Origin of the sequence: Piscinibacter sp. XHJ-5, from assembly GCF_029855045.1 — a bacterium.
Classification (GTDB): domain Bacteria; phylum Pseudomonadota; class Gammaproteobacteria; order Burkholderiales; family Burkholderiaceae_C; genus Albitalea.
Genome location: NZ_CP123228.1, coordinates 4,839,124 through 4,856,965 on the forward strand (window position 1 = coordinate 4,839,124; position 17,842 = coordinate 4,856,965).

17 protein-coding genes are annotated in these 17,842 nt (G+C 68.5%); 9 read left to right on the plus strand and 8 right to left on the minus strand.

The genetic code is table 11. The annotated features are described in order from the left end of the window. Positions 1-2 precede the first annotated feature (2 nt). The 3 genes from aceE to P7V53_RS22770 form a co-directional block, all read right to left on the minus strand. Positions 3-2,768: a pyruvate dehydrogenase (acetyl-transferring), homodimeric type gene (gene aceE, locus P7V53_RS22760; RefSeq protein WP_280151792.1), complete on the minus strand. Its 2,766-nt coding sequence runs from the start codon at positions 2,766-2,768 to the stop codon at positions 3-5. A 230-nt stretch (positions 2,769-2,998) separates the two neighbouring features. After that, a complete protein-coding gene (locus tag P7V53_RS22765) occupies positions 2,999-3,946 on the minus strand; it encodes an amino acid ABC transporter substrate-binding protein (protein ID WP_280151793.1) in 948 nt (315 codons plus the stop codon). Between the two features lie 226 nt (positions 3,947-4,172). Beyond that, positions 4,173-4,895, minus strand: coding sequence for a Crp/Fnr family transcriptional regulator (locus P7V53_RS22770; protein ID WP_280151794.1), 723 nt, complete (start codon positions 4,893-4,895; stop codon positions 4,173-4,175). Positions 4,896-5,030: 135 nt separating this feature from the next. On the opposite strand from P7V53_RS22770, the gene P7V53_RS22775 reads away from it, so the two are divergent. From P7V53_RS22775 to P7V53_RS22815, 9 genes are all read left to right on the plus strand, one after another. Further along, positions 5,031-6,020, plus strand: a complete 990-nt coding sequence (locus tag P7V53_RS22775) for a response regulator (protein ID WP_280151795.1) — start codon at positions 5,031-5,033, stop codon at positions 6,018-6,020. A gap of 176 nt (positions 6,021-6,196) precedes the next feature. Continuing rightward, positions 6,197-7,903 carry a methyl-accepting chemotaxis protein gene (locus tag P7V53_RS22780; protein WP_280151796.1) on the plus strand — a complete coding sequence of 569 codons (1,707 nt, stop codon included), beginning with the start codon at positions 6,197-6,199 and terminating at the stop codon, positions 7,901-7,903. Between the two features lie 423 nt (positions 7,904-8,326). Then, on the plus strand, positions 8,327-8,737 hold the full coding sequence (locus tag P7V53_RS22785; protein WP_280151797.1) for a GreA/GreB family elongation factor: 411 nt from the start codon (positions 8,327-8,329) through the stop codon (positions 8,735-8,737). Between the two features lie 56 nt (positions 8,738-8,793). Then, positions 8,794-9,756 (plus strand): universal stress protein, encoded by a 963-nt coding sequence (locus P7V53_RS22790; protein ID WP_280151798.1) that lies wholly within the window; start codon positions 8,794-8,796, stop codon positions 9,754-9,756. Next, positions 9,735-10,073, plus strand: a complete 339-nt coding sequence (locus P7V53_RS22795) for a hypothetical protein (RefSeq protein ID WP_280151799.1) — start codon at positions 9,735-9,737, stop codon at positions 10,071-10,073. Before P7V53_RS22790 ends, P7V53_RS22795 begins: the two co-directional genes overlap by 22 nt. 7 nt (positions 10,074-10,080) lie before the next feature. After that, positions 10,081-10,740, plus strand: coding sequence for a trimeric intracellular cation channel family protein (locus P7V53_RS22800; protein ID WP_280151800.1), 660 nt, complete (start codon positions 10,081-10,083; stop codon positions 10,738-10,740). A gap of 118 nt (positions 10,741-10,858) precedes the next feature. Further along, positions 10,859-11,314 carry a YidB family protein gene (locus P7V53_RS22805; RefSeq protein ID WP_280151801.1) on the plus strand — a complete coding sequence of 152 codons (456 nt, stop codon included), beginning with the start codon at positions 10,859-10,861 and terminating at the stop codon, positions 11,312-11,314. Next, positions 11,311-11,610, plus strand: a complete 300-nt coding sequence (locus P7V53_RS22810) for a hypothetical protein (protein ID WP_280151802.1) — start codon at positions 11,311-11,313, stop codon at positions 11,608-11,610. The genes P7V53_RS22805 and P7V53_RS22810 overlap by 4 nt, the downstream gene beginning before the upstream one ends. A gap of 25 nt (positions 11,611-11,635) precedes the next feature. After that, positions 11,636-12,532 carry an alpha/beta hydrolase gene (locus tag P7V53_RS22815; RefSeq protein ID WP_280151803.1) on the plus strand — a complete coding sequence of 299 codons (897 nt, stop codon included), beginning with the start codon at positions 11,636-11,638 and terminating at the stop codon, positions 12,530-12,532. A 36-nt stretch (positions 12,533-12,568) separates the two neighbouring features. On the opposite strand, the gene P7V53_RS22820 is transcribed toward P7V53_RS22815, so the two are convergent. Genes P7V53_RS22820 through P7V53_RS22840 form a run of 5 tightly spaced genes read right to left on the minus strand, consistent with a single transcriptional unit; the run spans position 12,569 to position 17,597 of the window. Next, positions 12,569-13,900 carry a hypothetical protein gene (locus P7V53_RS22820; RefSeq protein WP_280151804.1) on the minus strand — a complete coding sequence of 444 codons (1,332 nt, stop codon included), beginning with the start codon at positions 13,898-13,900 and terminating at the stop codon, positions 12,569-12,571. Continuing rightward, on the minus strand, positions 13,897-14,460 hold the full coding sequence (locus P7V53_RS22825) for an arsinothricin resistance N-acetyltransferase ArsN1 family B (protein ID WP_280151805.1): 564 nt from the start codon (positions 14,458-14,460) through the stop codon (positions 13,897-13,899). The genes P7V53_RS22820 and P7V53_RS22825 overlap by 4 nt, the downstream gene beginning before the upstream one ends. A 56-nt stretch (positions 14,461-14,516) precedes the next feature. After that, on the minus strand, positions 14,517-15,725 hold the full coding sequence (locus P7V53_RS22830) for an MFS transporter (protein ID WP_280151806.1): 1,209 nt from the start codon (positions 15,723-15,725) through the stop codon (positions 14,517-14,519). After that, positions 15,718-17,121, minus strand: a complete 1,404-nt coding sequence (locus tag P7V53_RS22835; RefSeq protein WP_280151807.1) for an NAD(P)-binding domain-containing protein — start codon at positions 17,119-17,121, stop codon at positions 15,718-15,720. Before P7V53_RS22835 ends, P7V53_RS22830 begins: the two co-directional genes overlap by 8 nt. Further along, positions 17,112-17,597: a MarR family transcriptional regulator gene (locus P7V53_RS22840; RefSeq protein WP_280151808.1), complete on the minus strand. Its 486-nt coding sequence runs from the start codon at positions 17,595-17,597 to the stop codon at positions 17,112-17,114. Before P7V53_RS22840 ends, P7V53_RS22835 begins: the two co-directional genes overlap by 10 nt. Positions 17,598-17,842: the final 245 nt, after the last annotated feature.

Genomic DNA, 17,842 nt, shown 5'->3' on the forward strand with positions numbered 1-17,842 from the left:
CCTCAGACGGTCCACGGCGCGGCGCGCTCGGTGTCCAGGCCGTACTTGGCGATCGCCTCGGCCACGACCGCGGGCTCCAGCGAGCCCTCGTCGGCCAGCGCCTTCAGCGCCGCCACCGCAACGTAGTGGCGGTCGACCTCGAAGAAGCGGCGCAGCTTGACGCGGTAGTCGCTGCGGCCGAAGCCGTCGGTGCCGAGCACGACGTAGCGCCGCCCGGCCGCCTGCACGTGCTCGCGCACCTGGTCGGCGTAGTTGCGCATGTAATCGGTGGCGGCGATCACCGGACCGTCGTGGCCTTCGAGGCAGGTCTCGATCCAGCTCTTGCGCCGCGCCTGCGTGGGATGCAGCAGGTTCCATCGCTCGGTGGCCATGCCGTCGCGGCGCAGCTCGTTGTAGCTGGTGGCGGACCAGATGTCGGCCGTGACGCCGAAGTCGGCCTTCAGCAGCTCGGCCGCGGCAATCACCTCGCGCAGGATGGTGCCGCTGCCCATCAGTTGCACGCGCAGCTTCTGCGAAGCCGCACGGCCGCCCGAAGCCTTCGCGCTCCCCTTGAGGGACGACGGCGGCTTCGCCGCCGTCTGGGGGCTCTGCTCGGTGGACTTGCCGCCGTCCTTCAGCTTGTACAGGCCCTTGAGGATGCCCTGCTCCGCGCCCTCGCCCGCCTCGGCGAGCCCGGGGTGCGGGTAGTTCTCGTTCATCAGCGTGACGTAGTAGTACACGTCCTCCTGCTCCTGGTACATGCGGCGCATGCCCTCGCGGATGATGGCCACCACCTCGTAGGCGAAGGTCGGGTCGTAGGAGATGCAGTTGGGGATGGTGCCGGCGAGGATGTGGCTGTGGCCGTCCTCGTGCTGCAGACCCTCGCCGTTGAGCGTGGTGCGTCCGGCGGTGCCGCCCAGCAGGAAGCCTCGCGCGCGGATGTCGCCGGCCAGCCAGGCGAGGTCGCCGACGCGCTGCAGGCCGAACATCGAGTAGTAGATGTAGAACGGGATCATCGGCACGTTGTTCGTGCTGTACGAGGTGGCCGCGACGATCCAGCTCGACATCGCGCCGCCTTCGTTGATGCCCTCCTGCAGCACCTGCCCGCTCTTGTCCTCGCGGTAGTACATGAGCTGGTCGGCATCCTGCGGCTTGTAGAGCTGCCCCACCGAGGAATAGATGCCGAGCTGGCGGAACATGCCCTCCATGCCGAAGGTGCGCGACTCGTCGGGAACGATGGGCACCACGTGCTTGCCGAGCTGCTTGTCGCGCACCAGCGTGCCGAGCATCTGCACGAAGGCCATCGTGGTCGAGATCTCCCGCTCGCCGGTGTTCTCGAGCAGGCGCTGGAACGCCGACAGCGGCGGAATCTCCAGCGAAGCCGACTTGCGACGCCGCTGCGGCAGGTAGCCGCCCAGCGCCTCGCGTCGCGCGCGCAGGTACTTCATCTCGGCGCTGTCCTCGGGCAGCTTGATGAACGGCACCTTGGGCAGGTCCTCGTCGGCCACCGGAATCTGGAAGCGATCGCGGAAGCCGCGCAGCGCGTCCTGCGTCATCTTCTTGGCCTGGTGCGCGATCATCTGGCCCTCGCCGGACTCGCCCATGCCGTAGCCCTTCACCGTCTTGGGCAGGATGAGCGTCGGCTGGCCGGTGTGCCTCACCGCCGCGGCGTAGGCCGCGAACACCTTCTCCGGATCATGGCCGCCGCGCGTGAGGCCCCAGATCTCGTCGTCGCTCATGTCGGCCACCAGCGCCTTCAGCGCCTCGTACTTGCCGAAGAAGTGCTCGCGGACGTACGCGCCGCTCTTGCTCTTGAAGTCCTGGTACTCGCCGTCGACGCACTCTTCCATGCGCTGCAGCAGCAGGCCGCTCTTGTCCTTGGCCAGCAGCTTGTCCCAGCCGCCGCCCCACAGCACCTTGATGACGTTCCAGCCGGCGCCGCGGAACACGCTCTCGAGCTCCTGCACGATCTTGCCGTTGCCGCGCACGGGACCGTCGAGTCGCTGAAGGTTGCAGTTGATGACGAAGATGAGGTTGTCCAGCCGCTCGCGGCCGGCCAGCGAGATCGCACCGAGCGACTCGGGCTCGTCCATCTCGCCGTCGCCCATGAACGCCCACACCTTGCGCTGCGCGGTCTCGGCCAGCCCGCGTCCTTGCAGGTACTTGAGAAAGCGCGCCTGGTAGATCGCCATCAGCGGGCCGAGGCCCATGGACACCGTGGGGAACTGCCAGAAGTCGGGCATCAGCCACGGATGCGGATAGCTCGACAGTCCCTTCCCGCCGGTCTCCTGGCGATAGCCGAGCAATTGCTCTTCGCTGAGCCGGCCCTCGAGAAAGGCACGCGCGTAGATGCCCGGCGAGCTGTGCCCCTGCACGAACACGAGGTCGCCGCCGTGCTTGTCGGTGGGCGCGTGCCAGAAGTGGCCGAAGCCAATGTCGTACAGCGTCGCAGCCGACTGGAAGCTGGCGATGTGGCCGCCGAGCTCGGAGCTGTCCTTGTTGGCGCGCAGGATGATCGCCAGCGCGTTCCAGCGGATGATCGAGCGCAGCCGGTGCTCGAGGGCGCGGTCGCCCGGCGACTTGGCTTCCTGCTCGGGCGCGATGGTGTTGCAGTACGGCGTGGTCAGCGATTGCGGGATGTACAGGCCGTCGCGGCGCGCGGCGCCCACCACGGCGTTGACCACGAAGTTCGCCCGCTCGGCGCCGCGATGCCGCTGCACGGCGCTCAGGGCATCGAGCCATTCCTGTGTCTCGACCGGGTCGAGGTCGGTCCCGTCTCTTGCGCTCATGTTGTCTCCGTCCTTGTGGATCTGTTCACGCCGGCTGCGTGCCGGCCGGCTCTCGTCTCTTTCGCAATCCCGGTGCCAACTCGTGGGGCAACGGCAAGTGATTGATAAGGCTCGTCTTTGTCATCGAGGGACCGCGCTGCCGTGCGGCGAAATCGTGCTGAACGTCACGGTCCATTCGGCGATCCCGTTCTCCTTCCTGCGGGCAAACCCGCACGCGCCGGCCCAGGGCACTAGTCGGCCGCCAAGCCCTGGAGGCGGAACACATGCTCGAGGTGCGGACTCATCGGAAGGTCCAGGCTCGCGCCCGACGGAAGCGGGCGCTGGAACCACTTGCGATAGATGGCCCGGATCTCTCCGCTGGCGGCCATGCCGTCGAAGGCCTGGCGCACGACCTCGTCGAACTCCGCGTCGCCGCGCCGGTACATCAGCGCGTAGTCGGCATAGGTGAGGAAGTCGCCCACGACGCGGTAGTCGGCCGCGGCGTCGCGTGCGGCGATCGTGCCGTGCAGCTGGACGTCGTCGTTGGCGAAGGCATCGGCGCGGCCGGCCGCAAGCGCCTGGAACGACTGGTCATGATCGGCCGCGAACTCGAAGCGGATCGCGAGCTTCTGCCGCTCGGCGATCTTCGGGATCGCCTCGGCCTGGATGGTGCCGGTGGTGAGCACCACCGTCTTGCCCTCGAGATCGCGCAGCGAGCGGATGCCGCTGCCGCGCCGCACCAGCAGCTTGGTGCCGGTGACGAAGAGCGTCGGAGAAAAGCCGAAGCGCGAGCGGCGTTCCGCGCTGGCAGTGGTGGAGCCGCACTCCAGGTCGACCGTGCCGTTGTCGACGAGCTCGAAGCGATTGGCCGGCGTCACCGGCACGTATTCGGCCTGGATGGACTTGTGCAAGTGCCGGGCAATCTCCTCGACCACGACCTCGCAGACGTCGAGCGAGTAGCCGACGGGCCGCCGTCGCGCGTCGAGAAACGCGAACGGCGGCGAGTTCTCGCGGTGTCCGACGCGAATGACGCCGCGCTCGAAGATCTTCTGCAAGGTGCCCGAGAACGGCGGCACCTCGTTTGGATTGCGCTGCTGCGCCACTGCCGCGGCGGTCATCGCGATGCACATGACCAGCGCCCAGAGCCTGGGATGGCTCGCGCACGAGCGCGCGCCGCCGGCTCGAATCCAGTCGCTCATCGTGTCTCCTCATTGGTCTTGTCGGGAGCGGAAGCGGCAGAACAGCATCGAGCGTGCCAGAGCGGGCAGAAGACCCGCGGTGGCGTCCGCTCCCCAGGAAGCCAAGGTCGGCAGGGGCTCGATCGCGCCGCCGCGCCGCACGGTTTTCCGATCTGGCGAGCGCAGCGCGTTATGAATTCCCGGACGGCCCGAGTCCCGCCCATGCCGCCGACGTCGTGGATCGCGGCTAGAGCAGCGGCTGAACCAGGCGCGCATAGGTGGCCCGAGTCGTTTCATAGCATTCGCACGAGAGCGCCAGGAGCGCGGAACGATCCACGACGCGGATGTGGTTGCGCCGCAGGGAGATGATCCCCGCGCGATGCAGCTCGACGAGGATCTCGCCCACGGTCTGCCGGCGCGCACCCACCATTTCCGCCACCAGGGCCTGCGACATGGCGAGCTCGTCGGAACCGGCCCGGTCGACAGAGCCCAGCACCCAGCGACACAAGCGCTCCTTCACCGAATGGTGGGCGTTGCACACGCAGGTCTGGCTGCTGAAGCGAAGGCTGTAGACGGCGTAGCTCTCCAGGATGCGGCGCGCCGCGTCGCAGTGCACGACGGCGTCGCCGAATGCGGAAGCGGCCACGCTGACCATCTCGCCGGTGGCCTGCTGGATCACCGTGTCGGGGCTCCCGCTGAGTCCGAACCAGGCCGGCAATCCGACCATGCCCTCGTTGCCGATGGTCTGCGCATCGGCCGCCGCGCCGCTGCGCAGCCGGACCACGACCGACACGACACCTCGTGTCGGGAAGTAGATCTCGGAGATCTGGCTGCCTTCCCCGTAGAGCTCGGTGCCGACTTTCTGGACACGTCGGCTCAGCCTGCCAGTGAGCTGCGGACATTCCCGCACGAGGGCATCGAGCAGCCGGTTGTGCGCGCCGGACTGGGAAGAGTGCGCCTGTCCCGTCATGGCGTGCCCGTCGCTGATCCTTCGCTCGGCGGGCAACCGCCGTGCCCCAGTGCCCGCTGGCGGGCATACAGGCCGTGACGGCCTGCACACAATGGGCGTCGTCTCCGTGTCGGAGGCGCAAAAGGCGGCCCGCACGTGAACGTGTCTCAAGTGTTCAGGAACAGCGTTCGCGACATCGCGCCGGAGTTGTCGCGTCGCGGATTGGGCTGCGTATGCGCCGAGCCCGCCGATGGCTGGCTCCTGCCGTACGACGGCCGCCGATTGGAGTCGAGCTTCTATCGGACCTATTGGGCGGCGCTGGAACTGTTGCAGCAAGGTTTACTGACGATCGAAGGCACAACCGTTCCTGTGGCGCCGCGCGGATGCCGGTTCCTCCTGCGCGTGGCGGGACGTTGCGACACGCCGGCGGTGCTGCGCCTCATGCGGCAACGCGACGAATACCGCGCAGCGCTTCACGCGCTGCTGCCGGCGTCCGCCGACAAGCCGCGGTTGATGGAGGCATGGGGCATCTGCCCGATCACCGAGGCGCCCATCCGCTTCGGCATGTCGGCGGACGGCGGCTTCGTGTTCGAGGTGACGCACGAGCTTGCGCTGGCCCGGCGCGATGGGACCACCGAGCAGCCCGCCATGCCGACCAGCGTGCCGCCACGTCCCGAAAGCACGCCGGCCGACGCCGTTGCGTCGACGGCCTGGCAATGGCCGGAGCAGGATCGCCTGCTCATCGTGGAAGACGACGCCCTGAGCGCAAAGATCACCCGCCTGATGGTGGAGGCGCTGGGCTTCGGCGGCGTGGCGGTCAACGACGGCGCCGATGCCGTGGAGGCTTGCCGCCGATTCGCGCCCGTGGCCGTCATCATGGATCAGGAGATGCCGCGCATGAACGGGACCGAAGCGACCGCCCAGATCCGACGGTTGCAGCGAACGGGCGACGTTCCTCCATGCAAGATCATCATGCTGACCGGCAGCAGCGATCCGACGACCCGCACGGCGGCGTTCGAGGCGGGTGTCGATGCGTTCCTGGAGAAGCCGGCAAGGCTCGACGAGATCCGCGAACAGCTTCGCCTTTGCGGGATCGAGCCGGCGACGGGTCGCCACCGGTCCCCCGCGACATCGGGAGCGGACTGATTCGCACCCCGCCGCGATCTTCGTCACGCCGTCGTCGGCGGCTCAGAACCAACACCCGCACTTTTTCGCCTCATATCGAGCTTTAGCGTCGTGCGAAACGGCCGATAGTTCTGTCTCACCCAGTCAGAAATGACTTCAATACTGAGCGGCGAGACAGATCGCTTCGGAGACGTTGCATGATGAAGACCTTCGGAAACCTGCGAATCGGCGTGCGCCTCGGCCTCGCGTTCGCATTCGTACTGGCATTGCTGATCGCCATCGTCGCCGTCAGCCTCGACAAGCTGACCGACGTGAACGACAAGGTGGACACAGTCGTCGACGAGCGGTACCCGCAGGTCCTGCTTGCATACGAGATCCAGGATCAGGTCAACGCCATCGTCAGCAACGTGCGCGCGGCGCTGCTCGAAAGGACGCCCGAAGCCGCGAAGAAGTCGTTGGACAGCATCGTGGCCAGCCGCACAAAGGTGGGGGAGGCCATGGAAAAGCTGGACAAGAGCCTGCGGGACCCCAAGACGCGAGCCCTCTTTGCGGCGGCCAAGGAGAGTCGAACAGTGTTCGTCGCCGGGCAAAATCAGTTCATCGAACTGGTGAATGCCGGAAACCGCGAAGGCGCCATCGACGTTGCGCTGGGACGCCTGCGCACCGAGCAGCATGCCTACCAGGCCAACATCAACAAGCTCGTCGAGGAACTCAGCAGCCAGGTCAAGCAAGCCGGCGAGGACGCGACGCGCGAGCACGACGACGGCCGCCAATTGATCCTGGCGATCGGCGCCATTGCGTTCGCGCTGGCCGGCGTCCTCGCGTACGTGGTGACCGTCTCGATCACACGTCCCATCAACCAGGCCGTTCAGGTGGCGCAGACCGTTGCGGCGGGCGACCTCACCTCGCGCATCGAGGTCAACCGCAGCGACGAGACCGGCCGGCTGCTTGCAGCGCTCAAGGCGATGAACGACAGCCTGACCGGCATCGTGAGCCAGGTGCGCCAGAGCAGCGACAGCATCGCGACCGGATCGAGCCAGATTGCCACCGGCAACCAGGATCTGTCGCAACGCACGGAAGAGCAGGCCTCCAACCTGCAGCAGACAGCGTCATCGATGGAACAGCTGACCAGCACCGTGAAGAACAACGCCGACACCGCCCGCGCCGCGAACCAGATGGCGACGTCCGCACGCGATGTGGCAGCGCAGGGCGGGGCCGTCGTCAGCCAGGTGGTTCAGACCATGGAAGAGATCACCCTTGCGAGCAAGAAGATCGCTGACATCAACGGGGTCATCGACAGCATCGCCTTCCAGACGAACATCCTGGCGCTGAACGCCGCTGTCGAAGCGGCACGCGCAGGCGAGCAAGGCCGTGGCTTCGCGGTCGTGGCCGGCGAGGTGCGCAACCTCGCGCAGCGCAGCGCCCAGGCCGCCAAGGAGATCAAGACGCTGATCAACGACAGCACCGGGAAGGTCGAGTCGGGCAGCCGCCTGGTCGGCGACGCGGGCCGCACCATGGACGACATCGTGACGCAGGTGAAGCGCGTCAACGACATGCTCGCGGAGATCAGCGCCGCGACGAGCGAGCAGACGACCGGTATCGGACAGATCAGCAATGCGGTGACGCAGCTCGATCAGGTCACGCAGCAGAACGCGGCGCTGGTGGAGGAATCAGCCGCTGCGGCGGAGAGCCTCAAGCAGCAAGCCAACCGGCTGGTGAACGCGGTTGCGGTCTTCAAGCTCGGCGAAGGCGCGACAAAGGACGCGGGACGCGACAGGTCCCATGCCACCCCCTCGCGAGTCGACGAGCCGGCGCAGCAGAACCTGCCCGCCGTGCACGCGGTCCAGAAGCCGAAGCCGGCCGCCGCGATGGCATCCGGCAACGACGACTGGACTTCGTTCTGAGCAGCGCCTGCGCATAGACCCCACGCGGCAGTGCGACTCGCGGCGATGCGCCTGGTGGCGCATCGCCGCGAGTGCTATGGTCCTTGCAGACCTCGATGGTCTCTCCGCAAGCCATGTCCCGCACCCGCCCCTTCATCGCCAGTCCCAAGCAGCGCACCGTCCGGTGCGTGTGCCTGAGCGCGACCGACGGGCCGGCGTTCGCCATGTCGGGATGCACCGCGCGCCGCGCTGACGGCGTTCCGGCCTTTCTTTCCTGACGCGGTAGGTCGCGATCCCGCGCACCGAGCGCAGGACCGCTTCCTACCGGACCTCCCCCGCCTGCCCTTCATCCTGACTCGCCGAGCCCGGCGAGCGGGATGACCCGCGCCCGCCTGCGTCCACGGCCAGGGGGCATGTCTCACGCACGCATGGAAGGGAAACCTCATGGAAGTCTTGGCACTCGAGCGCACGCTCACCGAACTCGACCACGCACGCCTCTCGCGGCTCATGCCCCGGGACGCGCGGTCGGGAAGCAACGCACACCCGATCGAAAGCATCCTGGAGTGGGCCCGCCTGGTGCCCTCGCGCGACATATCGCCCGACATCGTCACGATGTACTCGCAGATCGTGCTGGGCTTGCCCGGCGGCCGGCAGAAGAAGCTGACCCTGTGCTATCCGCAGGACGCCGAGCCGTCGGAGGGGTTCGTCTCGGTGCTGTCGCCTGCCGGTTCGGGCCTGCTGGGATTGCGCGTCGGCGACCGGGCTTGCTGGCGCACACCCACCGGAGGCGAGAGCGCAGCCGAGGTGCTTGCCATCCTCTTCCAGCCCGAAGCCAGCGGCGACTACACGACCTAGCGCGACTCACCGACCGGCGCCCGCCGAGGCGGTGCGTCCATCGCATGGAGGCTCAGATGACACGCTTCAAATCGATTCTGGTGGCGACAGACTTCTCCGTCGACGCCACCCACGCAGTGCGCAAGGCAGCGCTATTGGCGGAGCACCATGCGGCTCGCCTGACGCTGCTGCACGTCGTGAATCCCGCCGGCTTCAAGCCGTTGCGACAGTGGTTCGCGCCTTCGATCGATGTCGACCTGAAGGCCGCGCAGGCGCGCGCGACCCTGCGCCGGTTCGCTGCCGAAATCAACGGCAGGCACGGCGTGCCGGCACGATGTCGAGTCGTCGTCGGAGAGTCCTTCGACGAGATCCGCCGCGCCTCGGAAGGCGCCGACCTCGTCGTCCTCGGCCAGCGCGGCAGAAATCCGATCAAGGACCTGGTGACCGGCAGCACCGCCGACCGTCTCTTGCGGTCGTGCCGACGTGCCACGCTGGTCGTGAAGCAACCGCTCGATCGCTTCTATCGCAGCATCCTCGTGCCCGTCGATTTCACGGCCTGTTCACAAGCCTGCCTGCAGTCGGCCGCCTCCCTGGTGCAAACCGCGGACATCCACGTCTTCCACGCGCTCGACCCGGTCGAAGAATTCGAGATGCGGATGGCCGGCGTTCCGGCCGCGGTGATACGCGATCACAGCGACATCGTGGACCGCAAGGCGCACGATCGAATGCACGGCATCGCAGCCAAGGCGGGGGTGGAGTCGAGCCGGGTCAGAACCATCGTGCGTCGCGGCCCTGCATGGGCCTGCGCGCTGGACCAGGCGGACAAGGTCGGCGCGGACCTCATCGTCATCGGCAAGCAGGGCACGTCCACGATGGCCGAGTTCTTCCTGGGCCGTGTCACGCGCCGCTTGTTGGCCCGGTCGAAGTGCGACGTGATGGTCATGCCTCGCGCGGCGGTCGAGGCGGCCTGTGCACGGCCTGACCTCGCCCTTCGCCCTGATCACTCGAGGAGAGTCTCATGCCTGTCTTCCTCTCGATGACCGACCTCGTGCGCTCGCAGGTGGAGCCGCACCTGCGTCTGGCCTGGTTCCTCTACGAAGCCATCGAACGTGAGCATCGACTGAACCTCCAGGCCCTGTCGGCCACGCACGGTGCGTTCGTCGTGGCCTGGATGCGGATGCTCACCGTCGCCGGCGGGGCACGCGCCGATGCCCCGTCGCGGCCGCCGCGCTCGCCAGGCTTGCGCGCGAAGGCGGGCGCTTCGGCGACCAGCGCGACTGATGAATGCCCTCTCCCGCTTGCGGGAGAGGGTCCACCCGCCGCCTCGGCACAGGATCGCGCAACGCGATCCTTATGATGACCGCATGTCCGCCGAGTCGCTCTGGACGCTGTCGAACGCCCAGGTGGCCATCGAAGTGGTGGCCACCCTCGCCTTCGCGCTCTCGGGCCTCATCGAGGCAGCGCGCAAGCGTCTCGATGCGGTGGGCGTGTGCGTGGTCGCGGGGCTGGCGGCGTTCGGCGGGGGCACGCTGCGCGACATCCTCCTCGACAGGCGACCGTTCTTCTGGGTCGAGCAGGCCACGTGGCTGTGGGTGCTGCTCGCGCTGTGCATCGGCGCCATGTTCTTCATGCGCGCTCGGCATGTCGAGCCGACCGAGCGTGCGATGCAATGGCCCGACGCCTTGGGGCTGGGCCTGTTCACGGCCGGGGGCACGCAGATTGCGCTGGACGCGTCACTGCCCGCGATCGTCGCGGTGCTGATGGGCATGGTCACGGCGGTGTTCGGCGGCGTCTTGCGCGACATCGTCTGCAATGAAATCCCGAAGGCGTTTCGCGACCACCGGCCCTACGCCGTCTGCTCGTTCGCGGGCGGCTGGCTGGTGGTGGTCGCGCACGTCTTGGGCGCGCCGCAATGGGTCGGACTGGCCGCGGGAGCGGGGTCGGCCACGCTGCTGCGCGCGATGGCTGTGCTGAGGGGCTGGACTTTGCCGGCCTGGCGGTCGATGGGTCCGGGCGGGCGCTGAAGTCGACGAGGTGTCGTCGTTCCATGCGTGCAAGGCGAGTCCGCGTCAGGGCCATTGACGGGGCGCCCCGCGCAGGTTCAGCATGTGCTCCTTTCCGTTGATCCACCAGGGGTGAGACATGGGCCTGCTCGACCAGATTCTTGGCGGACTTGCGGCCACCCGCTCGGGGCGTTCCTTTCCAGGCCAGTCCGGCGGGGGGATGGGCAACGTCGTCATGGCCCTGCTGCCTGTCGTGCTGGGCATGCTGGCAAATCGCCAGGGCGGCACGGGCATGGGCGGCCTGGGCGGACTGCTCGAGCAGCTGACGCGCGGCGGCTATGGCCAGCAAGCCAGCTCGTGGGTCGGCACCGGGCCGAACGAGGCGCTGCCGGCGCAGGCCTGGTCCGATGTCTTCGGGCCGGAGCAGCTCGCGGCGATCGCCTCGCAGGCCGGGGTTTCCGAGGACGAAGCGCGGGCCGGCCTGTCGGAGCTGATGCCCGAAATGGTGGATCGATTGACACCGGAGGGGCAGATGCCGCCGCAAGACCAGCTGCTGGCGAGCATCGACGAGTACGAGCGAAGGTTGCAAGGTTGACCCCCTCGATCGACGCGTTCGTCCTCAGCCTAGACGGCCCGGCGCCGCCGCCCTCCGCGACGCCCATGCTGCGCGCCGTCTGGCATGGCCTGCGCGGTGACTGGGACACCGCGCACGACCTCGCCCAGGCTCGACACGACGCGCAAGGCGCGTGGGTCCACGCCTGGCTGCATCGCATCGAAGGCGACCTCGGGAACGCCGCGTACTGGTACGAACGAGCGCGCCAGCAGCCGCGACGGGGCGACACGCGCGACGAGGGTCTGGAGATCGCGCGGACCCTGATCGAGTCGATCTGAGGCACGCGGTCCCATCCCCGAGCCCATGGACGACTTCGAGGCCACTTCCGTCGACGTCCGCGAGACGCATCTCTTCGTTCGTCGCGCAGGCAAGGGCCCACCGCTGCTGATGCTGCACGGCTTTCCGCAGACGCACCTGATGTGGCGCCTGGTGGCGCCAGCGCTCGTGCGGCACTTCACGGTGGTCTGTGCAGACCTGCGGGGCTACGGCGACAGCGGCTGCCCCGACAGCGACGACGCGCATGGACCGTACGCCAAGCGAGCCATGGCTCGCGACCTGGTCATCCTCATGGAGCGGCTGGGATTCGCCAGCTTCGCCGTCGCGGGACACGACAGGGGCGGACGCGTGGCATATCGACTCGCGCTCGATCATCCGCGGCGCGTGACGCGGCTGGCGGTGCTGGATGTGCTCCCGACCAGCACCGTCTGGGAGCATGCCGATGCGCGCCTCGCGCTCGCCTATTGGCCGTGGTCGATGCTCGCGCAGCCGATGCCGTTGCCGGAGCGCCTGCTGCAGTCCGCCGCCGAGGCCGTCGTGGACGCAGCGCTGGACGGCTGGGGCCCGAAGTCCGACGCGTTCACGCCGGCGGTGCGAGCCGCCTATGCGGCGCCCTTGCGCGATCCGTCGCATGCACACGCGATCTGCGAGGAGTACCGGGCGGCGGCGACGCTGGATCGAGAGCACGACGCCGCCGACCGAAGCGCAGGGCGGCGCATTGCATGTCCCGTCGTGGTCTTGTGGAGCAAGGGCGATGCGCTGGACACCTGGTATGCCGATGCGGGAGGTCCGCTCTCCCTGTGGCGTTCGTGGTGCGACGATGTGCGAGGGCAAGCCCTCGACGGGGGCCACTTCTTTCCCGAAACCCGGCCGGATGAGACCGTGCGTGCACTGGAGGGCTTCTTCCGCGCGGCCGGCGACTGAGTGTCCGCTGCCGGTGTCGAAGGGAGACGGCTGCCATCAGGGGGCAGCCCCGGCGGCGAACATCCCATACACGGGCGCGAAGCCGCCGCCCGGTGTGCGGAAGTTCGTGGTCTGCCCCTGGTACAGGCGCGCGGCGACCCACTGCACTTCGCCGTCGTAGACGTAGTTGCGCAGGTCGAACTTCAGCGTCCGAGGCGTCTGGCCACCATCGACGACGCGCTGTCCCGGTGCCGCCAGCGCCTGAGCGACATAGTCGCCGTTGAGGATGTCCTCCCAGACGCGCCTGGTGAGCTTGTCGCCACGATAGGCAGCACGGCCGCCATATCCGGCGGTGGGCTTGAAGAAGAGCTGCCGGCGGTCGGCCCAGAGCCGCTCGCCCTGTGCCTGGCGGACGATCGTGGTGCGTGGGATGTTGGCGAGCAGGACGTCCTGCGTGGATGCCGGAACGCCAAGGGCGGCAAGGTGGCCGGGATCTGTCAGGAGGGCCAGGTTGCGCTTGTCGGCATGGAGTGCGTGCGCGCGGGGGTGCGGCGTGACGACCACCGCGTTCTCCAGGTAGGCCTCGCGCAAGGCCGCGCTCGCGGGCATGTCGAGCGAGAAGTCGGTGAGGCGGTTGTAGACGAGGTCGACCACGCCGCGCTCGTGCCACAACGCCCCGTCGCGCCAGGCCAGCTCCGACGGATCGGCAATGACCGCCTGCACGCCGTGTCGCTCGAACAGGCGCTGGAAGAGCAGGAACTCGGGATAGAGGTACTGCTCATGGGGCCGGTCGTCGACGATCGCGAGGCGCCGAAGCGGCTCGGCTCGCCCGCTCAGCCTCCATTCATTGCGGAACATCGCCACGATGCGCCGCTCCAGCGCTTCGGCGCCGGCGGAACCGGCAATGAGCCGTTCCACCGGAAAGCAGCAGGCGCGCTGGGCTCTCGCCAGAATGGCGTTGAGCATCGCACCGCCGGCATTGGTGTTGATCTCGATGAGCCCGAGTTGCCCGTCGTGGAGATGGAAGTCGTACCCGAAGAAGACGCTCAACGCACCGCCGGGATCGTGCCGGGCAATCGCGGGGCCACGAGCCAGCACGTCCTGGCGATACGCGGGCAAGGCCACCACCGACTCCACGGCGCGCACGACCTCGGCCATTCGCTGCAGATGCGCGTCGGCGATGAAGACCGGGCGTGCAGCGAACACATACGGGCATCGCTGCTTCACCAGATCGACCCAGTCCTGCCTTCCGAGTTCGGCTTCGAGCGTGCGGCGCAAGGCCTGCTCGTCGAGGCCGATGCAAAGGCACTCGTCGTTCATGGCCCGGACGAGCGCCGGGTCTTCCACCCCGCGCGCGCCGTCGCACGCCAGCCTCGATCGGTCGTTCATGTCGACGCCTCCGTTCGAATCCTGAAAGTCTCCGGCCGGAATGCCGAAGGCGGCGTCGGTTCGCCCGACTCGCGAAGGCGCTTCTGCCACCACCCCACGTCGCGCCAGGCGCCCAGCTTGTAGGCCACGTCCCGGTAGACGCCGATCGGGGTGAAGCCGAGCGACTCGTGCAATGCGATGCTCGCCTCGTTGGGAAGCGCAATGCCTGCGAAAGCCTGGAAGTAGCCCAGGCGCGTCAGCTCGTCGAAAAGCACCGCATAGAGCCGCTTGCCGATGCCATGACCGCGATGGCCGTCGCGCACGTACGCCGTCGTGTCGACCGACCATTGGTAGCCCGCTCGCTCGCGGTGCCTGCTCGCGTAGACATAGCCCGTCACCTCGTCCCGGGCGTCGACGCTCACGAGCCATGGCAGCCGCGCCATCGTGGAGACGATGCGTGACCGCATCTCCTCGATGGACGGAGGCTCGAACTCGACGGAGATCGCGGTGTGGGCAACGATGGGGCCGTAGATGGCCGCAAGCGCTTCGGCGTCATCGGGGGTGGCCAGCCGGATCTTCATCGCGTTTGCTCCTCGAAGGTTGTTCGACCCGATCGCTTCCGCCGTGCAGGAGCCCCTCATCGGGATGCCGCCGAGCGGGCCGCATGTGCCGGCACAGCCGGCGTGACGCGAGGCAGGGCCAGCAGGGCCGCAAAGGCGGCCAGCGACAGCGCCGCCGTGACCCACAACGCTGCAGCACCCCATCGGTCGAGGCACAGACCGAAAAGCCAAGGGGAGAACGCCTGCGCCACCCGCGCCGGCACCATGAGCACGCCCTGCCGGTGTCCGTAGCCGTGCGGACCGAAGAGCACCAACGGCAGCGTCCCCTTGGCAATCGTGAGGATGCCGTTGCCGGCGCCGTGCAGGACCGTGAAGATCGCAGCGGCCGGCGCGCCCAGCAGCGCGAGGATGGCGGCGCCGGCGGGGTGCATCACGGCCGCCAGGCGTGCGGAGAGCAGCGGATGCAGCTTGCGCAGCACTCCGTACTCGAGCACCCGCGCGCCGACCTGGGCCGGACCCACCAGAGCGCCCGCGGCCACGGCGGCAGCCAGGCTGGCGCCGCCGGCCTGAAGCAGCCGTGGCAGATGGGCCGCCATCGCGGTGCTGATGAACCAGGTCGCAGCGAAGACGAAGGACAGGAGCAGGACCGCGTGGCGACCCGGCGCCGAAGCGGTGGAGTCGTCGACGGCGGGTCGATCGTTGTCGGCGGTGGCCACTTCCAGTGGAGGCGCCTTCGGCAGGGACAGGTTGAGCGGCATTCCCAACAGCAGATGCAGCGCGGCCCACGCCAGGCAGGCGCCGCGCCAGCCGAACTGCGCCTCGAGGAGCGTCGACAGCGGCCATCCGACCGTGCTGGCGAAGCCGGCGACCAGCGTGATGCCCGTGATCGCATCACGAGAACTGCGACCGTAGAGCCTGACCAGCGCGGCGAAGGCCGCTTCGTACAGTCCGCTGCCCATGCCGATGCCGACGATCAGCCACGCCGCGAACAGGCCGACCGGTCCATCGGCGGCGGCCAGGGCCGCGAGGCCGAGCGCGAACACTGCGTTGGTTCCGGCCAGCACCGGGCGCCCGCCCCACCGATCGATGGCACGGCCGGCATACGGGCCGAGCATCGCGGAGACGATGAGCGCGGCCGAGAAGGCGGCGAACACCGTCGGGACGGACACGCCCAGCTCGCGCGCCATCGGCGCGGCGAGCATGGCCGGCAGGTAATAGGACGACGCCCACGCGAGCGTCTGCGCCGTGCCCAGCGCCGCAACGGTGCCGAGCCGCCGTTCAGCCACAGCAGGCCCTGGCCTTCGCGGCCTGGCGGGCAGCGTCGGTCGAACAGCTGCTCGCCGCCGGACCGCAGCAGCCGCCCGCGGCGACGGCCTGCGCCTGGGAGGAGCCGACGCCGCACACCCCCGTCTCGGGCAGGTCGAGTTCGACGCGATCGGCGGCTGCATGGTCGCCCGCGATGGCCGCCACGACAGACCTCACCTGCTCGAAGCCCGTGGCCATCAGGAAGGTCGGTGCCCGGCCATAGCTCTTCACGCCGACCGTGTAGAAACCCGGTTCCGGATGCGAGAGCTCGCGGTGTCCGTGCGGACGCACCGTGCCGCAGCTGTGCACGTTGGGGTCGATCAGGGGTCCGAGCGCCTCGGTCGATTCGAGCCAGGGATCCAGCCTGAGGCGGAGCTCGGCCGCGAGCGACAGGTCCGGCCGCTGCCCGGTGGCGCAGACGATCTCGTCGATCCTCGACAACGCCAGCGGCTGGCCTTGGGGGTCGCGGCCTTCGACCGTGATGCCTTCGGCCTGCCGACGCAGCGCCGTGATGCGAAGGCCTGCAACGAACTCGAGCCCGCCGCGGTCGCGCAGCGCCTTGAGCTGCGAGCCGAGGCGACCGCGCGCGGGCAAGGCGTCGGCGTCGCCACCGCCGAACACCCGCTGCAGCGCCGGGCTGCGAACCGACCACGCGAGCCTTGTTCCCGGCTCGGTCCCGGCGAGCTCGGCCAGCGCAAGAAGCGCATTCGCAGCGGAATGGCCCGCGCCGACCACCAGCGTGCGCCTGCCGGCATATCGCGCGCGATGCACGCCCAGGACATCCGGAATGCCGTAGAAGATCGCGTCGGACAGCTCGCGTTCGCCGATGGCATGCACGCCATTGGCGCCGACGGGATTGGGTGTGCCCCACGTGCCGCTCGCATCGATGACAGCCCGGGCCCGCATCTCGACCTCGCGGCCCTCGTGCACGGCGCGGATCACGAAGGCCGCGTTCTCGCGGTCCACGGTCTTCACCTTGTCGAAGCCGTCGCGGCTCAACGACAGCACACGCGTGTTCAGGTGCAGGTGACTCGCGACCTCGGGCAGGCGTGCATAGGGTTGCAGCACGCGCTCCACGACCTCGCCGGCCAGTGGCAATTCTTCGTCGGGCGGCGGCGTCCAGTCGCTGCGCATCAGCGCCGCCGCCACGGCATGGTCGACGTTGTAGCGCCAGGGCGAGAACAACCGCACGTGCCCATAGTCGACGAGGTGGGCGCCCACCCGGCGGCCCGCCTCCAGGATGATCGGCGTGATGCCTCTCTCGATGAGCCGTGCAGCGGCCGCCAGCCCGACCGGGCCCGCACCGATGACCGCGACCGGCAGGTCGGACAGGGCCTGGGTCGGCTCGACCCGCGGCCACGATGAAGTCAGCGGCATGACGATTCCTTTCGATCAGGCACGGGCAGGCAGCACGTGGCGCTCTGGTCCGTTCTCAGGACCTTCAGCAGCAGGAGCAGTGAGCGGTTGACGGCTTCCCGGTCGCGTTCGCTCAGCGATGCCAGCAACTGCTCCGCGTGGCCATCCAGCGTGGCGTTGAGGTCGCGCACGCGGCGCTTGCCGGCAGCGGTGAGCCCGACGATCCAGCTTCGGGCGTCGGTGGGGTTCGCTTGCTTGCTCACCAGGTCGAGTTCGACGAGCCCATCGACGGCTCGGCTGACCCAGCTTTTTTCCAGCAGGAGGCGCTGCCCCAGTTCGGTCATCGCTTGCGGACCACTGCGCCCCAGCTCCGTGAGGATGTGGCACTGGGTCGGCGTGGTGTTGGCGCAGCAATCGGCGACGACGCGCTGTGCGCGCGTGTAAAGGCGCGCGACCTCGCGCAGGAGTTCGCCGGCCGCCGAAGGGGATTCGCTCATGTCGTTGTGCCTAGCAACCAAATGGAGACACAGTAGGCTGCAGAACTCTGGTTGTCAATAGCAACTACGTGAAAGGCAGCGACGGACCTTGCGCCTCTGCCGGGTCGCGCGCGCGTGCCTCAGAAGCTGTAGGTTGCGCCGATGCTGAAGAAGCTGCTGTTGTGGCCGCCCCGCGTTTCGGCCAGGGAGCGGGCGGCGCTGAATCCGAATCCCGAGAAGTCCGGTCCAGCCGGCCCTGGCCGGCC

Coding starts and splice junctions, on each gene's coding strand:
- P7V53_RS22835 (WP_280151807.1), bottom strand. CDS start 17,121: ATGCCGCTGACTTCATCGTGGCCGCGGGTCGAGCCGACCCAGGCCCTG.
- P7V53_RS22790 (WP_280151798.1), top strand. CDS start 8,794: ATGACACGCTTCAAATCGATTCTGGTGGCGACAGACTTCTCCGTCGAC.
- P7V53_RS22825 (WP_280151805.1), bottom strand. CDS start 14,460: ATGAAGATCCGGCTGGCCACCCCCGATGACGCCGAAGCGCTTGCGGCC.
- P7V53_RS22785 (WP_280151797.1), top strand. CDS start 8,327: ATGGAAGTCTTGGCACTCGAGCGCACGCTCACCGAACTCGACCACGCA.
- P7V53_RS22840 (WP_280151808.1), bottom strand. CDS start 17,597: ATGAGCGAATCCCCTTCGGCGGCCGGCGAACTCCTGCGCGAGGTCGCG.
- P7V53_RS22765 (WP_280151793.1), bottom strand. CDS start 3,946: ATGAGCGACTGGATTCGAGCCGGCGGCGCGCGCTCGTGCGCGAGCCAT.
- P7V53_RS22795 (WP_280151799.1), top strand. CDS start 9,735: ATGCCTGTCTTCCTCTCGATGACCGACCTCGTGCGCTCGCAGGTGGAG.
- P7V53_RS22815 (WP_280151803.1), top strand. CDS start 11,636: ATGGACGACTTCGAGGCCACTTCCGTCGACGTCCGCGAGACGCATCTC.
- aceE (WP_280151792.1), bottom strand. CDS start 2,768: ATGAGCGCAAGAGACGGGACCGACCTCGACCCGGTCGAGACACAGGAA.
- P7V53_RS22780 (WP_280151796.1), top strand. CDS start 6,197: ATGATGAAGACCTTCGGAAACCTGCGAATCGGCGTGCGCCTCGGCCTC.
- P7V53_RS22800 (WP_280151800.1), top strand. CDS start 10,081: ATGTCCGCCGAGTCGCTCTGGACGCTGTCGAACGCCCAGGTGGCCATC.
- P7V53_RS22770 (WP_280151794.1), bottom strand. CDS start 4,895: ATGACGGGACAGGCGCACTCTTCCCAGTCCGGCGCGCACAACCGGCTG.
- P7V53_RS22820 (WP_280151804.1), bottom strand. CDS start 13,900: ATGAACGACCGATCGAGGCTGGCGTGCGACGGCGCGCGCGGGGTGGAA.
- P7V53_RS22805 (WP_280151801.1), top strand. CDS start 10,859: ATGGGCCTGCTCGACCAGATTCTTGGCGGACTTGCGGCCACCCGCTCG.